At 66.2% G+C, this 15208-nt stretch carries 26 protein-coding genes; all 26 read left to right on the top strand.

The window, feature by feature from the left end; translation table 11 throughout:
• The first annotated feature begins 101 nt into the window (after positions 1 to 101).
• Positions 102 to 1295, top strand: coding sequence for an elongation factor Tu (gene tuf, locus ACZ3HL_RS20290; RefSeq protein WP_465415348.1), 1194 nt, complete (start codon positions 102 to 104; stop codon positions 1293 to 1295).
• 410 nt (positions 1296 to 1705) lie between these two features.
• Entirely contained in the window at positions 1706 to 2011 is a 306-nt protein-coding gene (gene rpsJ / locus ACZ3HL_RS20295) for a 30S ribosomal protein S10 (protein WP_003102098.1), read from the top strand.
• Between the two features lie 34 nt (positions 2012 to 2045).
• Positions 2046 to 2696, top strand: coding sequence for a 50S ribosomal protein L3 (rplC, locus tag ACZ3HL_RS20300; protein WP_007031036.1), 651 nt, complete (start codon positions 2046 to 2048; stop codon positions 2694 to 2696).
• Positions 2697 to 2698: 2 nt separating this feature from the next.
• Positions 2699 to 3385 (top strand): 50S ribosomal protein L4, encoded by a 687-nt coding sequence (gene rplD / locus ACZ3HL_RS20305; protein ID WP_034304244.1) that lies wholly within the window; start codon positions 2699 to 2701, stop codon positions 3383 to 3385.
• The gene (gene rplW, locus ACZ3HL_RS20310) at positions 3382 to 3693 is read left to right on the top strand and encodes a 50S ribosomal protein L23 (protein WP_005166778.1); all 312 of its coding nucleotides are present in this window, start codon (positions 3382 to 3384) and stop codon (positions 3691 to 3693) included. The genes rplD and rplW overlap by 4 nt, the downstream gene beginning before the upstream one ends.
• Before the next feature lie 16 nt (positions 3694 to 3709).
• Positions 3710 to 4543, top strand: a complete 834-nt coding sequence (rplB, locus tag ACZ3HL_RS20315) for a 50S ribosomal protein L2 (protein WP_005166779.1) — start codon at positions 3710 to 3712, stop codon at positions 4541 to 4543.
• A gap of 18 nt (positions 4544 to 4561) precedes the next feature.
• The gene (gene rpsS, locus ACZ3HL_RS20320) at positions 4562 to 4843 is read left to right on the top strand and encodes a 30S ribosomal protein S19 (RefSeq protein ID WP_003102083.1); all 282 of its coding nucleotides are present in this window, start codon (positions 4562 to 4564) and stop codon (positions 4841 to 4843) included.
• Positions 4844 to 4871: 28 nt separating this feature from the next.
• Positions 4872 to 5288 (top strand): 50S ribosomal protein L22, encoded by a 417-nt coding sequence (gene rplV / locus ACZ3HL_RS20325; protein ID WP_005166780.1) that lies wholly within the window; start codon positions 4872 to 4874, stop codon positions 5286 to 5288.
• Complete coding sequence (gene rpsC, locus ACZ3HL_RS20330) at positions 5288 to 6145, top strand: 30S ribosomal protein S3 (RefSeq protein WP_037332686.1); 858 nt, start codon at positions 5288 to 5290, stop codon at positions 6143 to 6145. The genes rplV and rpsC overlap by 1 nt, the downstream gene beginning before the upstream one ends.
• Positions 6146 to 6148: 3 nt before the next feature.
• Positions 6149 to 6568, top strand: a complete 420-nt coding sequence (rplP, locus tag ACZ3HL_RS20335) for a 50S ribosomal protein L16 (protein WP_005166782.1) — start codon at positions 6149 to 6151, stop codon at positions 6566 to 6568.
• The gene (gene rpmC, locus ACZ3HL_RS20340) at positions 6568 to 6816 is read left to right on the top strand and encodes a 50S ribosomal protein L29 (protein WP_007031040.1); all 249 of its coding nucleotides are present in this window, start codon (positions 6568 to 6570) and stop codon (positions 6814 to 6816) included. Before rplP ends, rpmC begins: the two co-directional genes overlap by 1 nt.
• Positions 6813 to 7094 (top strand): 30S ribosomal protein S17, encoded by a 282-nt coding sequence (rpsQ, locus tag ACZ3HL_RS20345; protein WP_007031041.1) that lies wholly within the window; start codon positions 6813 to 6815, stop codon positions 7092 to 7094. The genes rpmC and rpsQ overlap by 4 nt, the downstream gene beginning before the upstream one ends.
• A 77-nt stretch (positions 7095 to 7171) precedes the next feature.
• On the top strand, positions 7172 to 7540 hold the full coding sequence (rplN, locus tag ACZ3HL_RS20350) for a 50S ribosomal protein L14 (RefSeq protein ID WP_005166785.1): 369 nt from the start codon (positions 7172 to 7174) through the stop codon (positions 7538 to 7540).
• A 3-nt stretch (positions 7541 to 7543) separates the two neighbouring features.
• On the top strand, positions 7544 to 7858 hold the full coding sequence (gene rplX / locus ACZ3HL_RS20355; RefSeq protein WP_005166786.1) for a 50S ribosomal protein L24: 315 nt from the start codon (positions 7544 to 7546) through the stop codon (positions 7856 to 7858).
• Between the two features lie 2 nt (positions 7859 to 7860).
• Complete coding sequence (rplE, locus tag ACZ3HL_RS20360) at positions 7861 to 8424, top strand: 50S ribosomal protein L5 (protein ID WP_007031042.1); 564 nt, start codon at positions 7861 to 7863, stop codon at positions 8422 to 8424.
• Between the two features lie 4 nt (positions 8425 to 8428).
• Positions 8429 to 8614 (top strand): type Z 30S ribosomal protein S14, encoded by a 186-nt coding sequence (locus tag ACZ3HL_RS20365; RefSeq protein ID WP_005166789.1) that lies wholly within the window; start codon positions 8429 to 8431, stop codon positions 8612 to 8614.
• An 80-nt stretch (positions 8615 to 8694) separates the two neighbouring features.
• Complete coding sequence (gene rpsH / locus ACZ3HL_RS20370; RefSeq protein ID WP_005166791.1) at positions 8695 to 9093, top strand: 30S ribosomal protein S8; 399 nt, start codon at positions 8695 to 8697, stop codon at positions 9091 to 9093.
• Positions 9094 to 9109: 16 nt separating this feature from the next.
• Entirely contained in the window at positions 9110 to 9649 is a 540-nt protein-coding gene (gene rplF, locus ACZ3HL_RS20375; protein ID WP_340684757.1) for a 50S ribosomal protein L6, read from the top strand.
• A 2-nt stretch (positions 9650 to 9651) separates the two neighbouring features.
• Positions 9652 to 10050, top strand: coding sequence for a 50S ribosomal protein L18 (gene rplR, locus ACZ3HL_RS20380; protein WP_007031045.1), 399 nt, complete (start codon positions 9652 to 9654; stop codon positions 10048 to 10050).
• Positions 10051 to 10081: 31 nt separating this feature from the next.
• A complete protein-coding gene (gene rpsE / locus ACZ3HL_RS20385; protein WP_007031046.1) occupies positions 10082 to 10726 on the top strand; it encodes a 30S ribosomal protein S5 in 645 nt (214 codons plus the stop codon).
• Between the two features lie 2 nt (positions 10727 to 10728).
• On the top strand, positions 10729 to 10914 hold the full coding sequence (gene rpmD / locus ACZ3HL_RS20390) for a 50S ribosomal protein L30 (protein WP_007031047.1): 186 nt from the start codon (positions 10729 to 10731) through the stop codon (positions 10912 to 10914).
• Entirely contained in the window at positions 10911 to 11357 is a 447-nt protein-coding gene (gene rplO / locus ACZ3HL_RS20395; protein ID WP_034304258.1) for a 50S ribosomal protein L15, read from the top strand. The genes rpmD and rplO overlap by 4 nt, the downstream gene beginning before the upstream one ends.
• A 212-nt stretch (positions 11358 to 11569) precedes the next feature.
• Entirely contained in the window at positions 11570 to 12337 is a 768-nt protein-coding gene (locus tag ACZ3HL_RS20400) for a hypothetical protein (RefSeq protein ID WP_465532824.1), read from the top strand.
• A gap of 50 nt (positions 12338 to 12387) precedes the next feature.
• A complete protein-coding gene (locus tag ACZ3HL_RS20405; protein WP_465532826.1) occupies positions 12388 to 13020 on the top strand; it encodes a LysE family translocator in 633 nt (210 codons plus the stop codon).
• 306 nt (positions 13021 to 13326) lie between these two features.
• On the top strand, positions 13327 to 14634 hold the full coding sequence (gene secY, locus ACZ3HL_RS20410) for a preprotein translocase subunit SecY (protein WP_126733351.1): 1308 nt from the start codon (positions 13327 to 13329) through the stop codon (positions 14632 to 14634).
• A complete protein-coding gene (locus ACZ3HL_RS20415) occupies positions 14631 to 15185 on the top strand; it encodes an adenylate kinase (protein ID WP_465415340.1) in 555 nt (184 codons plus the stop codon). The genes secY and ACZ3HL_RS20415 overlap by 4 nt, the downstream gene beginning before the upstream one ends.
• Positions 15186 to 15208: the final 23 nt, after the last annotated feature.

A 15208-nucleotide genomic window follows, 5' to 3' on the forward strand; every position in this document is an offset into this window, starting at 1 on the left:
GGAACACTCCTGAACGTCCGCAGCATCCGTCAAGAAACGAATCCCCGTCCGACAGCCACGTTGGCCGGTGAGTAAGCAAAACAGTCCAGGAGGACATTCCAGTGGCGAAGGCGAAATTCGAGCGGACCAAGCCGCACGTCAACATCGGGACCATCGGTCACGTCGACCACGGTAAGACCACTCTGACCGCGGCGATCACCAAGGTTCTGCACGACAAGTACCCCGAGCTGAACACCGCTTCGGCGTTCGACCAGATCGACAACGCGCCGGAAGAGAAGCAGCGCGGTATCACGATCAACATCTCGCACGTCGAGTACCAGACCGAGAAGCGTCACTACGCTCACGTGGACGCCCCCGGTCACGCGGACTACATCAAGAACATGATCACCGGTGCGGCGCAGATGGACGGCGCGATCCTCGTGGTCGCGGCGACCGACGGCCCGATGCCGCAGACCCGTGAGCACGTGCTGCTCGCGAAGCAGGTCGGCGTGCCCTACATCGTGGTCGCGCTGAACAAGGCCGACATGGTCGACGACGAGGAGATCCTGGAGCTCGTCGAGCTCGAGGTCCGCGAGCTGCTGTCCTCCCAGGACTTCCCTGGTGACGACGCTCCGGTCGTCAAGGTCTCCGGCCTGAAGGCCCTCGAGGGCGACGCCAAGTGGGGCGAGAGCGTTCTCGAGCTCATGCAGGCCGTCGACGAGAACGTGCCGGACCCGGTGCGCGAGCTCGACAAGCCGTTCCTGATGCCGATCGAAGACGTCTTCACGATCACCGGCCGTGGCACGGTCGTGACCGGCCGTATCGAGCGTGGCCGCGTCAACGTGAACGAAGAGGTCGAGATCGTCGGCATCAAGGAGAAGTCGACCAAGACCACCGTCACCGGTGTCGAGATGTTCCGCAAGCTGCTCGACCAGGGTGAGGCCGGCGACAACGTCGGTCTGCTGGTCCGCGGTATCAAGCGCGAGGACGTCGAGCGCGGCCAGGTCGTCGTGAAGCCGGGCACCACCACCCCGCACACGGAGTTCGAGGGCTCGGTCTACATCCTGTCGAAGGACGAGGGTGGCCGTCACACCCCGTTCTTCAACAACTACCGCCCGCAGTTCTACTTCCGCACCACGGACGTGACCGGCGTCGTCACCCTCAAGGAGGGTGTCGAGATGGTCATGCCGGGCGACAACACGGACATCAGCGTCGTGCTGATCCAGCCGGTCGCCATGGACGAGGGTCTGCGTTTCGCCATCCGTGAGGGTGGACGGACCGTCGGCGCCGGCCAGGTCACCAAGATCATCAAGTGATTCAACGCCACCCGGGGGTCTGATACACCCCCGGGTTCAAGGCGTCAAATCACGTGTGCGACACTATTCAGGTTGCTCGTCCTGGGGCGGCCGAACTCGTACTTCCTTCGGAAGACAGGTTCCGGCCGCCCTGGTATGAGCGGCCACGGTCCGCGGAGCACTTCCTTCGGGTGAGGCTAGCGGGCAAGGGCGTTTGAGACGGCGATTCAAGCTTTTCCGCCGGCTCGATGCCTCCTCACGTTGAGGAAGACCAGGCAAGACGAAGATCCCGCGGGATCCGTCTGTGCGTCGGGCACGACACGCCCGACCGCGTGGACCGGGGACAGGGCCGTTGAACTGGGAAAACCTCAGCCAGGCTGAGGTTTGAAAAGACAAAAGCGGCACGAGACGACAAGGAACGAGCAGCCACCATGGCGGGACAGAAGATCCGCATCCGGCTCAAGGCCTACGACCACGAGGCGATCGACACCTCGGCGCGCAAGATCGTCGAGACGGTCACGCGCACCGGCGCCCGTGTTGTCGGGCCGGTGCCGCTGCCCACCGAGAAGAACGTTTACTGCGTCATCCGCTCGCCGCACAAGTACAAGGACTCGCGCGAGCACTTCGAGATGCGCACGCACAAGCGTCTGATCGACATCCTCGACCCGACGCCGAAGACGGTCGACGCGCTCATGCGCATCGACCTGCCGGCGAGCGTCGACGTCAACATCCAGTAGCAGCGGCTGGCGAGCGGCGGAGAGTAAGAGACTCATGTCTGACAGGCAAGTGAAGGGCATCCTGGGCACCAAGCTCGGCATGACCCAGGTCTTCGACGAGAACAACCGGGTCGTCCCGGTGACCGTCGTCCAGGCCGGGCCGAACGTGGTCACCCAGGTTCGGACCCAGGAGAACGACGGCTACAAGGCCGTGCAGCTGGCTTTCGGCGCGGTCGACCCGCGCCGGGTGAACAAGCCGCGCACCGGCCACTTCGACAAGGCGAGCGTGACCCCGCGCCGTTACCTTGCCGAGCTGCGTACCACCGACGCCGAGACCTACGAGGTCGGCCAGGAGATCACCGCCGAGGTGTTCGAGGCCGGTATCGAGGTCGACGTGACCGGTACCAGCAAGGGCAAGGGCTACGCCGGTGTCATGAAGCGTCACGGCTTCAAGGGCCAGGGCGCGAGCCACGGTGCCCAGGCCGTGCACCGCAAGCCCGGCTCGATCGGTGGCTGCGCCACCCCGGGCCGCGTCTTCAAGGGCCTGCGCATGGCGGGCCGGATGGGCAACGACCGGGTCACCACGCAGAACCTGACCGTGCACGCGGTGCGTGCCGAGGACGGCCTGCTGCTGATCAAGGGCGCCGTGCCCGGTCCCAAGGGCGGCCTGCTGTTCGTTCGCAGCGCCGCGAAGGGTGGTAACTGAACATGACCAGCGTCGAGCTGAAGACCCCGGCCGGTAAAGCCGACGGCACGGTCGAGCTCCCCTCGGAGATCTTCGACGTGCAGGCCAACGTGCCCCTCATGCACCAGGTCGTGGTGGGCCAGCTGGCCGCCGCGCGCCAGGGCACGCATGACACCAAGACCCGCGGTGAAGTCCGCGGTGGTGGCAAGAAGCCGTACCGCCAGAAGGGCACCGGCCGCGCCCGCCAGGGTTCGACCCGTGCGCCGCAGTTCACCGGTGGTGGCGTCGTCCACGGCCCCACGCCGCGTGACTACACCCAGCGCACCCCCAAGAAGATGAAGGCCGCCGCCCTGCGTGGCGCCCTCTCCGACCGGGCCCGCGCCGGACAGCTGCACGTCGTCACCGAACTGGTGACCGGCGAGAAGCCGTCCACCAAGTCCGCCAAGGCCGCCATCGCCGCGGTGACCCAGGCCAAGCGCGTTCTCGTGGTGCTGCACCGCGACGACGAGCTGAGCTGGAACTCGCTGCGGAACCTGGCCGAGGTCCACATCATCACGCCCGACCAGCTCAACACCTACGACGTGTTGGTCAACGACGACGTGGTGTTCACCAAGGCCGCTTACGACGTGTTCGTCGCCGGCCCCGTCCGGGGCAAGGGCGCGAAGGCTTCGGCTCGGTCGAGCGAGGTTGAAGGGAGTGACGAGCAGTGAGTGCGATCGCCATCCCCGATCCCCGCGACATCTTGCTCGCGCCGGTGATCTCCGAGAAGTCCTACGGGCTGCTCGAGGACCACAAGTACACGTTCATCGTCCGCCCGGACGCCAACAAGACCCAGATCAAGATCGCGGTCGAGAAGGTGTTCGGCGTCAAGGTGGTCAGCGTCAACACGGCCAACCGCCAGGGCAAGCGTAAGCGGACTCGCGCCGGCTTCGGCAAGCGCAAGGACACCAAGCGCGCCATCGTGACTCTTTCGGCTGAGAGCAAGCCGATCGAGATCTTCGGCGGACCCACCGCGTAAAGGACTGAGCTGACACATGGGCATCCGCAAGTACAAGCCGACGACCCCGGGTCGTCGCGGTTCCAGCGTCTCCGACTTCGCCGAGATCACTCGGTCCACCCCGGAGAAGTCGCTGCTGCGTCCGCTGAGCAAGTCCGGCGGCCGTAACTCCAGCGGCAAGATCACCACTCGCCACAAGGGCGGTGGCCACAAGCGTGCGTACCGGCTGATCGACTTCCGCCGGAACGACAAGGACGGCGTTCCCGCCAAGGTCGCGCACATCGAGTACGACCCCAACCGGTCCGCTCGTATCGCGCTGCTGCACTACGCCGACGGCGAGAAGCGCTACATCATCGCCCCGGAGAAGCTCAAGCAGGGTGACACGGTCGAGAACGGCCCCCGCGCCGACATCAAGCCGGGTAACAACCTGCCGCTGCGCAACATCCCGGTCGGCACCGTGATCCACGCGATCGAGCTCCGCCCCGGTGGCGGCGCGAAGATGGCGCGGTCCGCCGGTGCCAAGGTGCAGCTGGTGGCGAAGGACGGGCCGTACGCCCAGCTTCGTCTCCCGTCGGGCGAGATCCGCAACGTCGACGTGCGCAACCGCGCCACCATCGGCGAGGTCGGCAACTCCGAGCACTCCAACATCAACTGGGGCAAGGCGGGCCGTAACCGCTGGCGCGGCAAGCGCCCCACCGTCCGTGGTGTCGTCATGAACCCGGTCGACCACCCGCACGGTGGTGGTGAGGGTAAGACCTCCGGTGGTCGCCACCCGGTGAACCCGAACGGAAAGCCCGAAGGCCGCACCCGCCGCCGCAAGGCCTCCGACGCCATGATCGTCCGCCGCCGGCGTACCGGCAAGAAGCGCTGAGCAGGGAGGTAGAAGAACATGCCACGTAGCCTCAAAAAGGGCCCCTTCGTGGACGACCACCTGCTCAAGAAGGTGGACGCTCTCAACGAGTCGGGCAAGAAGACCGTGATCAAGACGTGGTCGCGTCGCTCCACGATCATCCCGGATTTCCTGGGTCACACGATCGCGGTGCACGACGGCCGCAAGCACGTCCCGGTGTTCGTCACCGAGGCGATGGTGGGTCACAAGTTGGGCGAATTCGCCCCGACTAGGACCTTCAAGGGCCACATCAAGGACGACCGCAAGTCGCGCCGCCGCTGAGCGGGCACGAGAGAACAAGGAACTAGCGATGAACGCCCAGAACGACGTGGCCGAGGCTTTGCCGACGGCTTACGCGCGGGCTCGCTTCGTCCGGGACTCGCCTACCAAGGTGCGCCGGGTGATCGAGCTGATCAAGGGACGTAGCGCCGCCGACGCCTTGGCCGTGCTCCAGTTCGCCCCGCAGGCGGCAAGCGAGCCGGTCGCGAAGGTGCTCGCCAGCGCCGTGGCCAACGCCGAGAACAACCTCGATCTCGACCCGGACACCCTCTGGGTCAAGAACGCCTACGCCGACGAGGGCCCGACCCTCAAGCGCATCCGTCCGCGGGCCCAGGGCCGCGCGTACCGGATCCGCAAGCGGACCAGCCACATCACCGTCGAGGTGGAGTCGCGTCCGAAGGCCGAAGCCAAGAAGGCACAGGGCAAGAAGAAGGCAGGTGGCCGGTAGTGGGCCAGAAGATCAACCCGCACGGCTTCCGCCTGGGTATCACCACGGACTGGAAGTCGCGTTGGTACGCCGACAAGCAGTACGCGGAGTACGTGGCCGAGGACGTCAAGATCCGGAAGCTGCTGTCCACGGGCATGGAGCGCGCCGGGATCTCCAAGGTCGAGATCGAGCGCACCCGTGACCGGGTCCGCGTCGACATCCACACCGCCCGGCCGGGCATCGTCATCGGCCGTCGCGGCGCGGAGGCCGACCGCATCCGCGGCGCGCTGGAGAAGCTGACCGCCAAGCAGGTCCAGCTGAACATCCTCGAGGTCAAGAACCCCGAGGCCGACGCCCAGCTCGTCGCTCAGGGTGTCGCGGAGCAGCTGAGCAACCGGGTGGCGTTCCGCCGCGCGATGCGCAAGGCGATCCAGACCTCCATGCGTTCGCCGCAGGTCAAGGGCATCCGCGTGCAGTGCGGCGGTCGTCTCGGCGGTGCCGAGATGTCCCGCTCCGAGCACTACCGCGATGGCCGCGTCCCGCTGCACACGCTGCGTGCCGACATCGACTACGGCTTCTTCGAGGCCAAGACGACGTTCGGTCGCATCGGCGTGAAGGTGTGGATCTACAAGGGCGAGCTCGTGGGTGGCCTCAAGGCCAAGGAGGCGCGTGACGCCGCCGCGGCCGCCGAGCGCGCCCCGCGCCGTGACCGTGGCGACCGCCCGTCCCGACCGCGCCGTTCCGGCTCGTCGGGCACGACGCCGACCTCGACCGAAGCCGGCCGGGCCGCCGCCGCCGCGAAGAGCGGCGACGCTCCCAAGGGCGACACGGCCACCGAGGCCCCGGCTGCTGAGACTGCAGAAAAGACGGAGGGCTGACACGTGCTCATCCCGCGCAGGGTCAAGCACCGGAAGCAGCACTCCCCGAAGCGCCACGGTGCCGCCAAGGGCGGTACGAAGGTGAACTTCGGCGAGTACGGCATCCAGGCGCTTGAGCACAGCTACGTGACCAACCGGCAGATCGAGTCCGCTCGTATCGCCATGACGCGTCACATCAAGCGTGGCGGCAAGGTGTGGACGACCATCTACCCGGACCGCCCGCTGACCAAGAAGCCGGCGGAAACCCGCATGGGTTCCGGTAAGGGTTCGCCCGAGTGGTGGATCGCCAACGTGAAGCCGGGCCGCGTGATGTTCGAGATCTCGTTCCCGAACGAGGAGACCGCCCGCGAGGCGCTCCGTCGCGCGATCCACAAGCTGCCCATGAAGTGCCGCATCGTGACCCGTGAAGGTGGTGAGTTCTGATGGCGAAGGCAGGTGCCGCCCAGGCATCGGAGCTGCGTGAGCTCACCGCGGAAGAGCTCGTTCTGCGTCTGAAGGAATACAAGGAGGAGCTCTTCAACCTCCGCTTCCAGATGGCGACCGGACAGCTCGACAACAACCGCCGTCTGCGCACCGTCCGCACGGACATCGCGCGGATCTACACGGTCATGCGCGAGCGTGAACTCGGCCTGTCCGTTTCCCCTGACGCCGAGAGTGAAGGTGCCGCATGAGCGAGCAGCCCAACGCTGAGGCGGCCCCCCGCAACGACCGCAAGGTCCGTGAGGGTTACGTCGTCTCGGACAAGATGAACAAGACGATCGTGGTCGAGCTCGAAGACCGCAAGAAGCACCGTCGTTACGCCAAGGTTCTCCGCAGCACCAGCAAGGTCAAGGTGCACGACGAGAACAACGAGGCGGGCGTGGGCGACCGGGTCACCCTGATGGAGACCCGCCCGCTGTCGGCGACCAAGCGCTGGCGTCTGGTGCAGATCGTGGAGAAGGCCAAGTAAGTAGGGCTCTCTGAGTCCCTTAGTTCCGCAAGGCTCGCGGCTGAACGCGAGAACCAGCGCGACATACAGGAGTAGACGTGATCCAGCAGGAGTCGCGGCTTCGGGTTGCCGACAACACGGGCGCGAAGGAAATCCTTTGCATCCGCGTTCTCGGTGGCTCGGGGCGGCGCTACGCGGGCATCGGCGACATCATCGTCGCCACCGTGAAGGACGCCATGCCGGCCGCCGGCGTGAAGAAGGGTGACGTCGTCAAGGCGGTCATCGTTCGCACGCGCAAGGAGCGCCGTCGTCCGGACGGTTCTTACATCCGCTTCGACGAGAACGCTGCTGTGCTCATCAAGAACGACAATGAGCCCCGCGGCACCCGCATCTTCGGGCCGGTCGGCCGCGAGCTGCGCGACCGAAAGTTCATGAAGATCATTTCGCTCGCGCCGGAGGTGTTGTAGAGCATGAAGGTGAAGAAGGGCGACACGGTCGTCGTCATCGCCGGCAAGGACAAGGGTGCCAAGGGCAAGGTCATCCAGGCCTACCCCGAGCGCGAGCGCGTGCTGGTCGAGGGCGTGAACCGGATCAAGAAGCACACGCGGATCTCCCAGACCCAGCGCGGTGCGCAGTCCGGCGGCATCGTCACGCAGGAAGCGCCCATCCACGTCTCGAACGTGATGGTCGTCGACTCCGACGGCAAGCCGACCCGGGTGGGCTACCGCATCGGCGAGGACGGCAAGAAGGTCCGGGTCTCGCGCCGGAACGGTAAGGACATCTGATCATGACCACCGCAGAGAAGATCGCCCCGCGCCTCAAGGTGCGGTACCGCGAGGAGATCAAGGGGCAGCTCCAGCAGGAGTTCTCCTTCGAGAACGTCCACCAGATCCCGGGCGTCGTCAAGGTCGTCGTGAACATGGGTGTCGGCGACGCCGCCCGTGACAGCAAGCTGATCGAAGGCGCCATCCGCGACCTGGCCGCGATCACCGGGCAGAAGCCCGAGGTTCGCAAGGCTCGCAAGTCCATCGCGCAGTTCAAGCTGCGCGAGGGCCAGCCGATCGGCGCGCGCGTCACGCTGCGCGGCGACCGGATGTGGGAGTTCCTCGACCGGCTGCTGACCATCGCGCTGCCGCGTATCCGTGACTTCCGCGGGCTTTCGCCGAAGCAGTTCGACGGCAACGGCAACTACACGTTCGGTCTCAACGAGCAGTCCATGTTCCACGAGATCGACCCGGACGCCATCGACCGCCCGCGCGGTATGGACGTCACTGTCGTCACCACCGCCAACACCGACGACGAGGGCCGCGCGCTGCTTCGCAAGCTCGGCTTCCCGTTCAAGGAGAACTGAGTCGATGGCCAAGAAAGCACTGGTCCACAAGGCCGCGAAGACGCCGAAGTTCAAGGTGCGCGGTTACACGCGTTGCCAGCGGTGCGGTCGCCCGCACTCGGTGTTCCGCAAGTTCGGGCTCTGCCGGATCTGCCTTCGCGAGATGGCACACGCGGGCGAGCTGCCCGGCGTCCGCAAGTCCAGCTGGTAAGAGTCTTTTTTAACTCCCACTTCGCCACAGGCCCCGCAGTGAGTGCAGGGAACCAGGGCGAGAAAGGTTGACAGGTCACCATGACGATGACCGACCCCATCGCAGACTTCTTGACCCGTCTGCGTAACGCGAACTCGGCGTACCACGACGAGGTCGTGCTTCCCCACTCGAAGATCAAGGCGAACATCGCCGAGATCCTCAAGCGCGAGGGCTACATCTCGGGCTACCGCGACGAGCCGGGCGAGAAGCACAAGAACCTCATCGTGGAGCTGAAGTACGGCCCCAACCGTGAGCGCAGCATCGCCGGCCTTCGCCGCGTGTCCAAGCCCGGCCTGCGGGTCTACGCAAAATCGACCGAACTGCCGTCGGTTCTCGGTGGCCTCGGCGTCGCGATCATCTCGACGTCGTCCGGCCTCCAGACCGACCGTCAGGCCAAGCGAAACAGCGTGGGCGGCGAAGTCCTCGCCTACGTCTGGTAAGGAAGGGGGCAAAGACATGTCACGCATTGGAAAGCTGCCGGTCGCCGTCCCCTCCGGGGTCGAGGTGACCATCGACGGTCAGCAGATCAAGGTCAAGGGGCCCAAGGGCACCCTTGAGCACACCATCGCCGAGCCGATCACCGTCGAGAAGGCCGAGAACGGCACTCTCGAGGTGAAGCGTCCCGACGAGGAGCGCACCAGCCGTGCCCTGCACGGTCTCACCCGGACGCTGGTCAACAACCTCGTCGTCGGTGTGACCGAGGGCTACGAGAAGAAGCTCGAGATCCACGGTGTCGGTTACCGCGTGCAGGCCAAGGGTTCGGACCTCGAGTTCGCCCTCGGCTACAGCCACCCGGTGAAGATCGAGGCCCCGGAAGGCATCACCTTCAAGGTCGAGACCCCCACCCGGTTCTCGGTCTCGGGCATCGACAAGCAGAAGGTCGGCCAGATCGCCGCGGTCATCCGCAAGCTGCGCCGCCCGGACCCGTACAAGGGCAAGGGCCTGCGCTACGAGGGTGAGAAGATCCGCCGCAAGGTCGGAAAGACGGGTAAGTGATCATGAGCGACACGACTACGAAGCGCAAGCCGGTCGGCAAGGACATCTCGACCCGCCGCCGCGTCGCGAAGGCCCGTCGGCACTTCCGCCTTCGCAAGAAGATCAACGGCACGGACCAGCGTCCGCGCCTGGTCGTCAAGCGTTCGTCGCGGCACATCGCCGTGCAGCTGATCGACGACCTCGCCGGCAAGACCCTGGCGTCGGCGTCCACCCTCGAGGCGGACGTCCGCGCGCTGGAAGGCGACAAGAAGGCCAAGGCCGCCAAGGTCGGGGAACTCGTCGCCGCCCGCGCCAAGAACGCCGGTGTCTCGACCGTGGTGTTCGACCGTGGTGGCAACGCCTACCACGGCCGCATCGCGGCGCTCGCCGACGCTGCCCGCGAGGCGGGGTTGGAGTTCTGATGCAGATGCTCGTGAATGGAAGGAAAGCCTGATGCCGGGACGTACACGGCAATTCGGCGGCGGCCAGGGCGGACCCGGCGGGCAGGGCGGCAACGACCGCAATGACCGTCGCGACCGCCGGGACCGGCGCGACAGCGGCCGTGGCGGGGCCGGCCAGGAAAAGACCCCGCACCTCGAGAAGGTCGTGACGATCAACCGCGTCGCCAAGGTCGTCAAGGGTGGTCGTCGCTTCAGCTTCACCGCCCTGGTGGTCGTCGGTGACGGCGACGGTCAGGTCGGCGTCGGCTACGGCAAGGCCAAGGAAGTTCCCGCGGCCATCGCCAAGGGCGTCGAGGAAGCGAAGAAGAACTTCTTCCGCGTTCCCCGCGTCGCCGGCACCATCCCCCACCCGATCCAGGGTGAGGAAGCCGCCGGTGTCGTGCTGCTCCGTCCGGCCTCGGCCGGTACCGGTGTCATCGCCGGTGGCCCGGTGCGCGCGGTGCTGGAGTGCGCGGGTGTCCACGACGTGCTGTCGAAGTCGCTCGGCTCCGACAACGCGATCAACATCGTGCACGCGACCGTGGCGGCCCTGAAGGGTCTGCAGCGTCCCGAAGAGGTCGCGGCCCGCCGCGGTCTCCCGCTCGAGGACGTCGCTCCGGCTCGTATGCTGCGTCAGCGCGCGGGTCAGGGGGTCTGACCATGACTCAGCTCAAGGTGACCCAGGTCAAGAGCAAGATCGGCACGAAGCACGCTCACCGCGAGTCGCTGCGCACCCTCGGGCTGCGCAAGATCCGCCAGAGCGTCGTGCGTGATGACACTCCCGAGGTGCGCGGCCTTATCCACACCGTCCGCCACCTGGTGGAGGTCGAGGAGGTCAAGGCATGACTGCCATCAAGATCCACCACCTTCGTCCGGCTCCGGGCGCGAAGCGCGACAAGATCCGCGTCGGCCGTGGTGAGGGCTCGAAGGGCAAGACCGCCGGTCGCGGTACCAAGGGCACCAAGGCCCGGAAGAACGTGCCCGCCGGTTTCGAGGGTGGGCAGATGCCCATCCACATGCGGCTCCCGAAGCTTCGCGGCTTCAAGAACCGCTTCCGTACCGAGTACCAGCCGGTGAACGTGGGCGACATCGCCCGCGTCTTCCCGGAGGGTGGCAAGGTCGGCGCCGAGGAGCTCGTCGCGAACGGTCTGGTCCGCAAGGGCAAGCTCGTGAAGGTGCTCGGCAACGGCGACGTGAACGGCGTCAAGCTGGACGTCACCGCCGACGCTTTCTCCGGCTCCGCCAAGGAGAAGCTCTCCGCTGCCGGTGGCTCCGCCACCACGCTCTGAGCTCTCTTCGCTCGCTTCACCGAAAGGCCCGCCCGGCTCCGCCCGGCGGGCCTTTCGCTTGCGCTCACCCGGACCTGCGTTTCGCGGGCTAAACGCGATCTGGCCTCCTGACCCGCCACCCGCGCGCGGACCTGCGTTTCGCCCCCTAATCGCGATCTGCCGCTGGAGTCGTGAGCGTGGCGGAAGGGGGCCTGTGCTGGAAGGATTGCGAGGTGGCCACACCTCCAGGGCAGGATCCGCAGCCCCCTCAGCAGCCGGACGCCCCGCCGGTGATCGTGTCGATTTCCGGCCCCACGGAGCCTGCGGGCGAGCCGGTGCGGTCGGGCCGGCCCGAGCCCCGCAGACTCGTCGCGGCGGGCTTGGCCGCTCTGGCCATGCTGCTCGCCATCCTGGGCTGCCTCTTCCCGTTCTTCAGCATCGAGAATCGCTTTTCTTTCGACCGCAGCGACGCCGTCATGGTCGTGTTCATTCAAGGCGCGTGGGACACGAAGGTCCTTCAGCCCAACGCACCCCCTGTCAGCGGGCCGTCCGCACCTGTCGGTGTTCCGCTCCTGATCGCCGCGGCGATCCTTCTGGGGGCCGTAATCGTCAGTGCCCGTGCCTCCCGCCTGCGGCATCCGGGCGCTTTGGACCGATGGTTGACCACCATCGCGGCGGTGTTCCTCACCGGAGTCGTCGTCACCATCGCCCCCTTGGGGCTTGGGCGCACGCTGGGCGAGTCCGTCGAGACGTCGACGACACCGGGCGCGGGTATGTGGGCCCTCTTCGCCGCGGTAGTCGCCGCAGCGGGCGCGGCCGTCATGAGCCACCGCGTCCATGACGACGAAGTCCCGGTGAGCGGCGACCCGAGTCTCGCGGACATGCCCACACCGAAGGACGGCATCTCCATCGCGGTCCTCCCGCCCGAGCCTCAGCCGGAGAAACCGGACTACTCCGCTTTCGCGCCTCCGCCGGATCCTGGCGCGAAAGAGCGCGATTAGCCCGCTAAACGCGCTCGCGGCCGCCGATACGGTGGGGGAGGAGGTGGCCGATGACTTGGGCGGTGGTCTTTTTCGGAGCGGCGGTCCTCGTGGCTTTTACGCCAGGGGCGAACAATCTGCTCGGCATGCACCACGGCATGACACAGGGTGCTTGGAAGGGGCTAGCCGGGCTGTTAGGCCGATTGGCCGCATTCACGGTGCTGATCGCGGCCGTCGCCGCCGGGCTCGGACAGCTCCTCGCGGCTTCGGAGCTTGCACTCACAGTGATCAAATGGGCCGGCGTCGCGTACCTGGTCTGGATCGGCGGGCGCCTGCTGTGGTCGACGTTCCGCGCCGGGGGAACCGCGCTGGTCCAGGCGCCGCGAGGCACTGAATCCGTACCCGCGCTCCGGATCGCGAGGAAGGAATTCGTCGTCGCGATCACGAATCCGAAGGCGATCCTCATCTTCACTGCGTTCGTACCCCAGTTCATCGACGCAGCTCACGGCTCCTTTCCCGCCCAGATCGCGATTCTCGGCGCCGTCTACCTGCTCGCCGAGTTCGTGGCAGGCGCGACCTACATCGGAGCGGGCGCGCTCGTGAAGTCGCTCCGGTTGTCCCGCCGGGCGACTCGCAACGTCGACCGCGGCACCGGCGTCGTGCTCCTCGGCATGGCGGGCGCGCTCGCCACTTCGAGTTCCTGATCACGGTGCGTTTAGCCCCCTAATCGCGATCCGGTGGCCGGAAAGTGAGGAACGCCAAGGTGATCTGTCAAGGTTCTGGAGCGAGAAGCGGCAGCCGATCAACCCCGCGGACCAACCTTCGTCCGGAAAACCCACACGCACTGCGGACACGCCCTGTGAAGCTGTTAGAGTCGGCGACACGCTTCGGGACGAGTGTGCCCCGAAGCGTTCCTGGCTTGTGCCAGAAAGCTGTGTGTTCCCGCCGGCCCCAGGCCGGCCAAGCCGATCGTCGGTAAGACAGCCGACGACGCCGAGGAGGTTCCCCGCGTGCTCAGCGCCTTCCGCTCGGCTCTAGCGACGCCGGATCTACGTAAGAAGATCCTGTTCACGCTAGCCATCGTCGCGGTCTACCGAATCGGTGCCACCATCCCGGCCCCGGGCATCTCGTATTCCGCCGTGCAGCAATGCACGGAGACCGGGTCGCAGGAGGGCGTCTATCAGCTGCTGAACCTGTTCAGTGGCGGTGCACTGCTGCAGCTGTCGCTGTTCTCGACCGGCATCATGCCGTACATCACGGCGAGCATCATCGTCCAGCTCCTCACCGTGGTCATCCCGCGGTTCGAGGAGCTGAAGAAAGAAGGCCAGGCCGGCCAGGGCAAGCTGACCCAGTACACCCGGTACCTGACGATCGCCCTCGCGGTCCTGCAGGCGACCGGTGTGGTGGCACTCGCCGACCGCAAGCAGCTCTTCCCGCAGTGCGACACCGCGATCATCCCGGACAACAGCGTCTACACGCTGGCCATCATCGTCATCACGATGACCGCCGGTACCGCCGTCATGATGTGGCTGGGTGAGCTGATCACCGAGCGCGGCGTCGGCAACGGCATGTCCGTCCTCATCTTCCTGAACATCGCGGCCCGGATCCCGATCGAGGGTGGCAACATCCTCAGCAGCGCCGGCCCGGTGGTCTTCACCCTGATCTGTGTGTTCGGCCTGGTGATCATCGCCAGCGTCATCTTCGTCGAGCAGGGCCAGCGCCGGATCCCGGTGCAGTACGCCAAGCGCATGATCGGCCGCCGTATGTACGGCGGGACGTCGACCTACCTGCCGATCAAGGTGAACCAGGCCGGTGTCATCCCGGTCATCTTCGCCTCGTCGCTGCTCTACCTGCCGGACCTGATCAGCCGCCTCGTCGGTGACGCCAACAGCAACGCGGGCTGGCAGGTCTTCATCCAGAACTACATCGTCAACCAGTCCAGCTGGGCGCACGTCCTGCTGTACTTCGCGTTGATCATCTTCTTCACGTACTTCTACATCACGATCACGTTCAACGTGGACGAGCGTGCGGAAGAAATGAAGAAGTTCGGTGGCTTCATCCCGGGTATCCGCCCGGGCCGACCCACCGCGGAGTACCTCAGCTACGTCCTCGGCCGGATCACCCTGCCGGGCTCGCTGTACCTGGGCATCATCGCGATCCTTCCGAACTTCTTCCTGTCCGTCACCGGCAGCGGGAACAACCAGAACTTCCCGTTCGGTGGCACGGCTGTGCTGATCATGGTCGGTGTCGGTCTCGACACCGTGAAGCAGATCGAAAGCCAGCTGATGCAACGTAACTACGAAGGGTTCTTGAAGTGACGCGCCTGGTTCTCGTTGGCCCTCCTGGCGCGGGCAAAGGTACTCAGGCGGTAGCACTGTCGGAGAAGCTCCGGATCCCGCACATCTCGACCGGCGATCTGTTCCGCGCCCACGTGGGCGAGCAGACGCCGCTGGGCCAGGAAGCCAAGCGCTACCTGGACTCCGGTGAACTCGTGCCCGACTCGGTCACGAACGAGATGGTGCGCGAGCGCCTCGCCGAACCCGACGCGAAGGTCGGTTTCCTGCTCGACGGGTTCCCTCGGAACACGAAGCAGGCCGACGTCCTCGGTGAGATCCTCGGCGAGGTCGACACCAAGCTCAACGCGGTCATCCAGCTCCAGGTCTCGGAAGACGTCGTCGTCGATCGGCTGCTGTCCCGCGGCCGTTCGGACGACACCGAAGAGGTCATCCGCCGCCGTCAGCAGATCTACGTGTCCGAGACCGCTCCGCTGCTCGAGTACTACTCGGACATCCTGGTCTCGGTCGACGGCGTCGGCTCGGTCGACGAGATCTCCGCCCGCGTGCTGGAAGCGCTGCGCGACCGCACGTGAATCTCGGAGGACTGCGTGTACTG

The organism is Amycolatopsis sp. NPDC000009 (assembly GCF_055563465.1).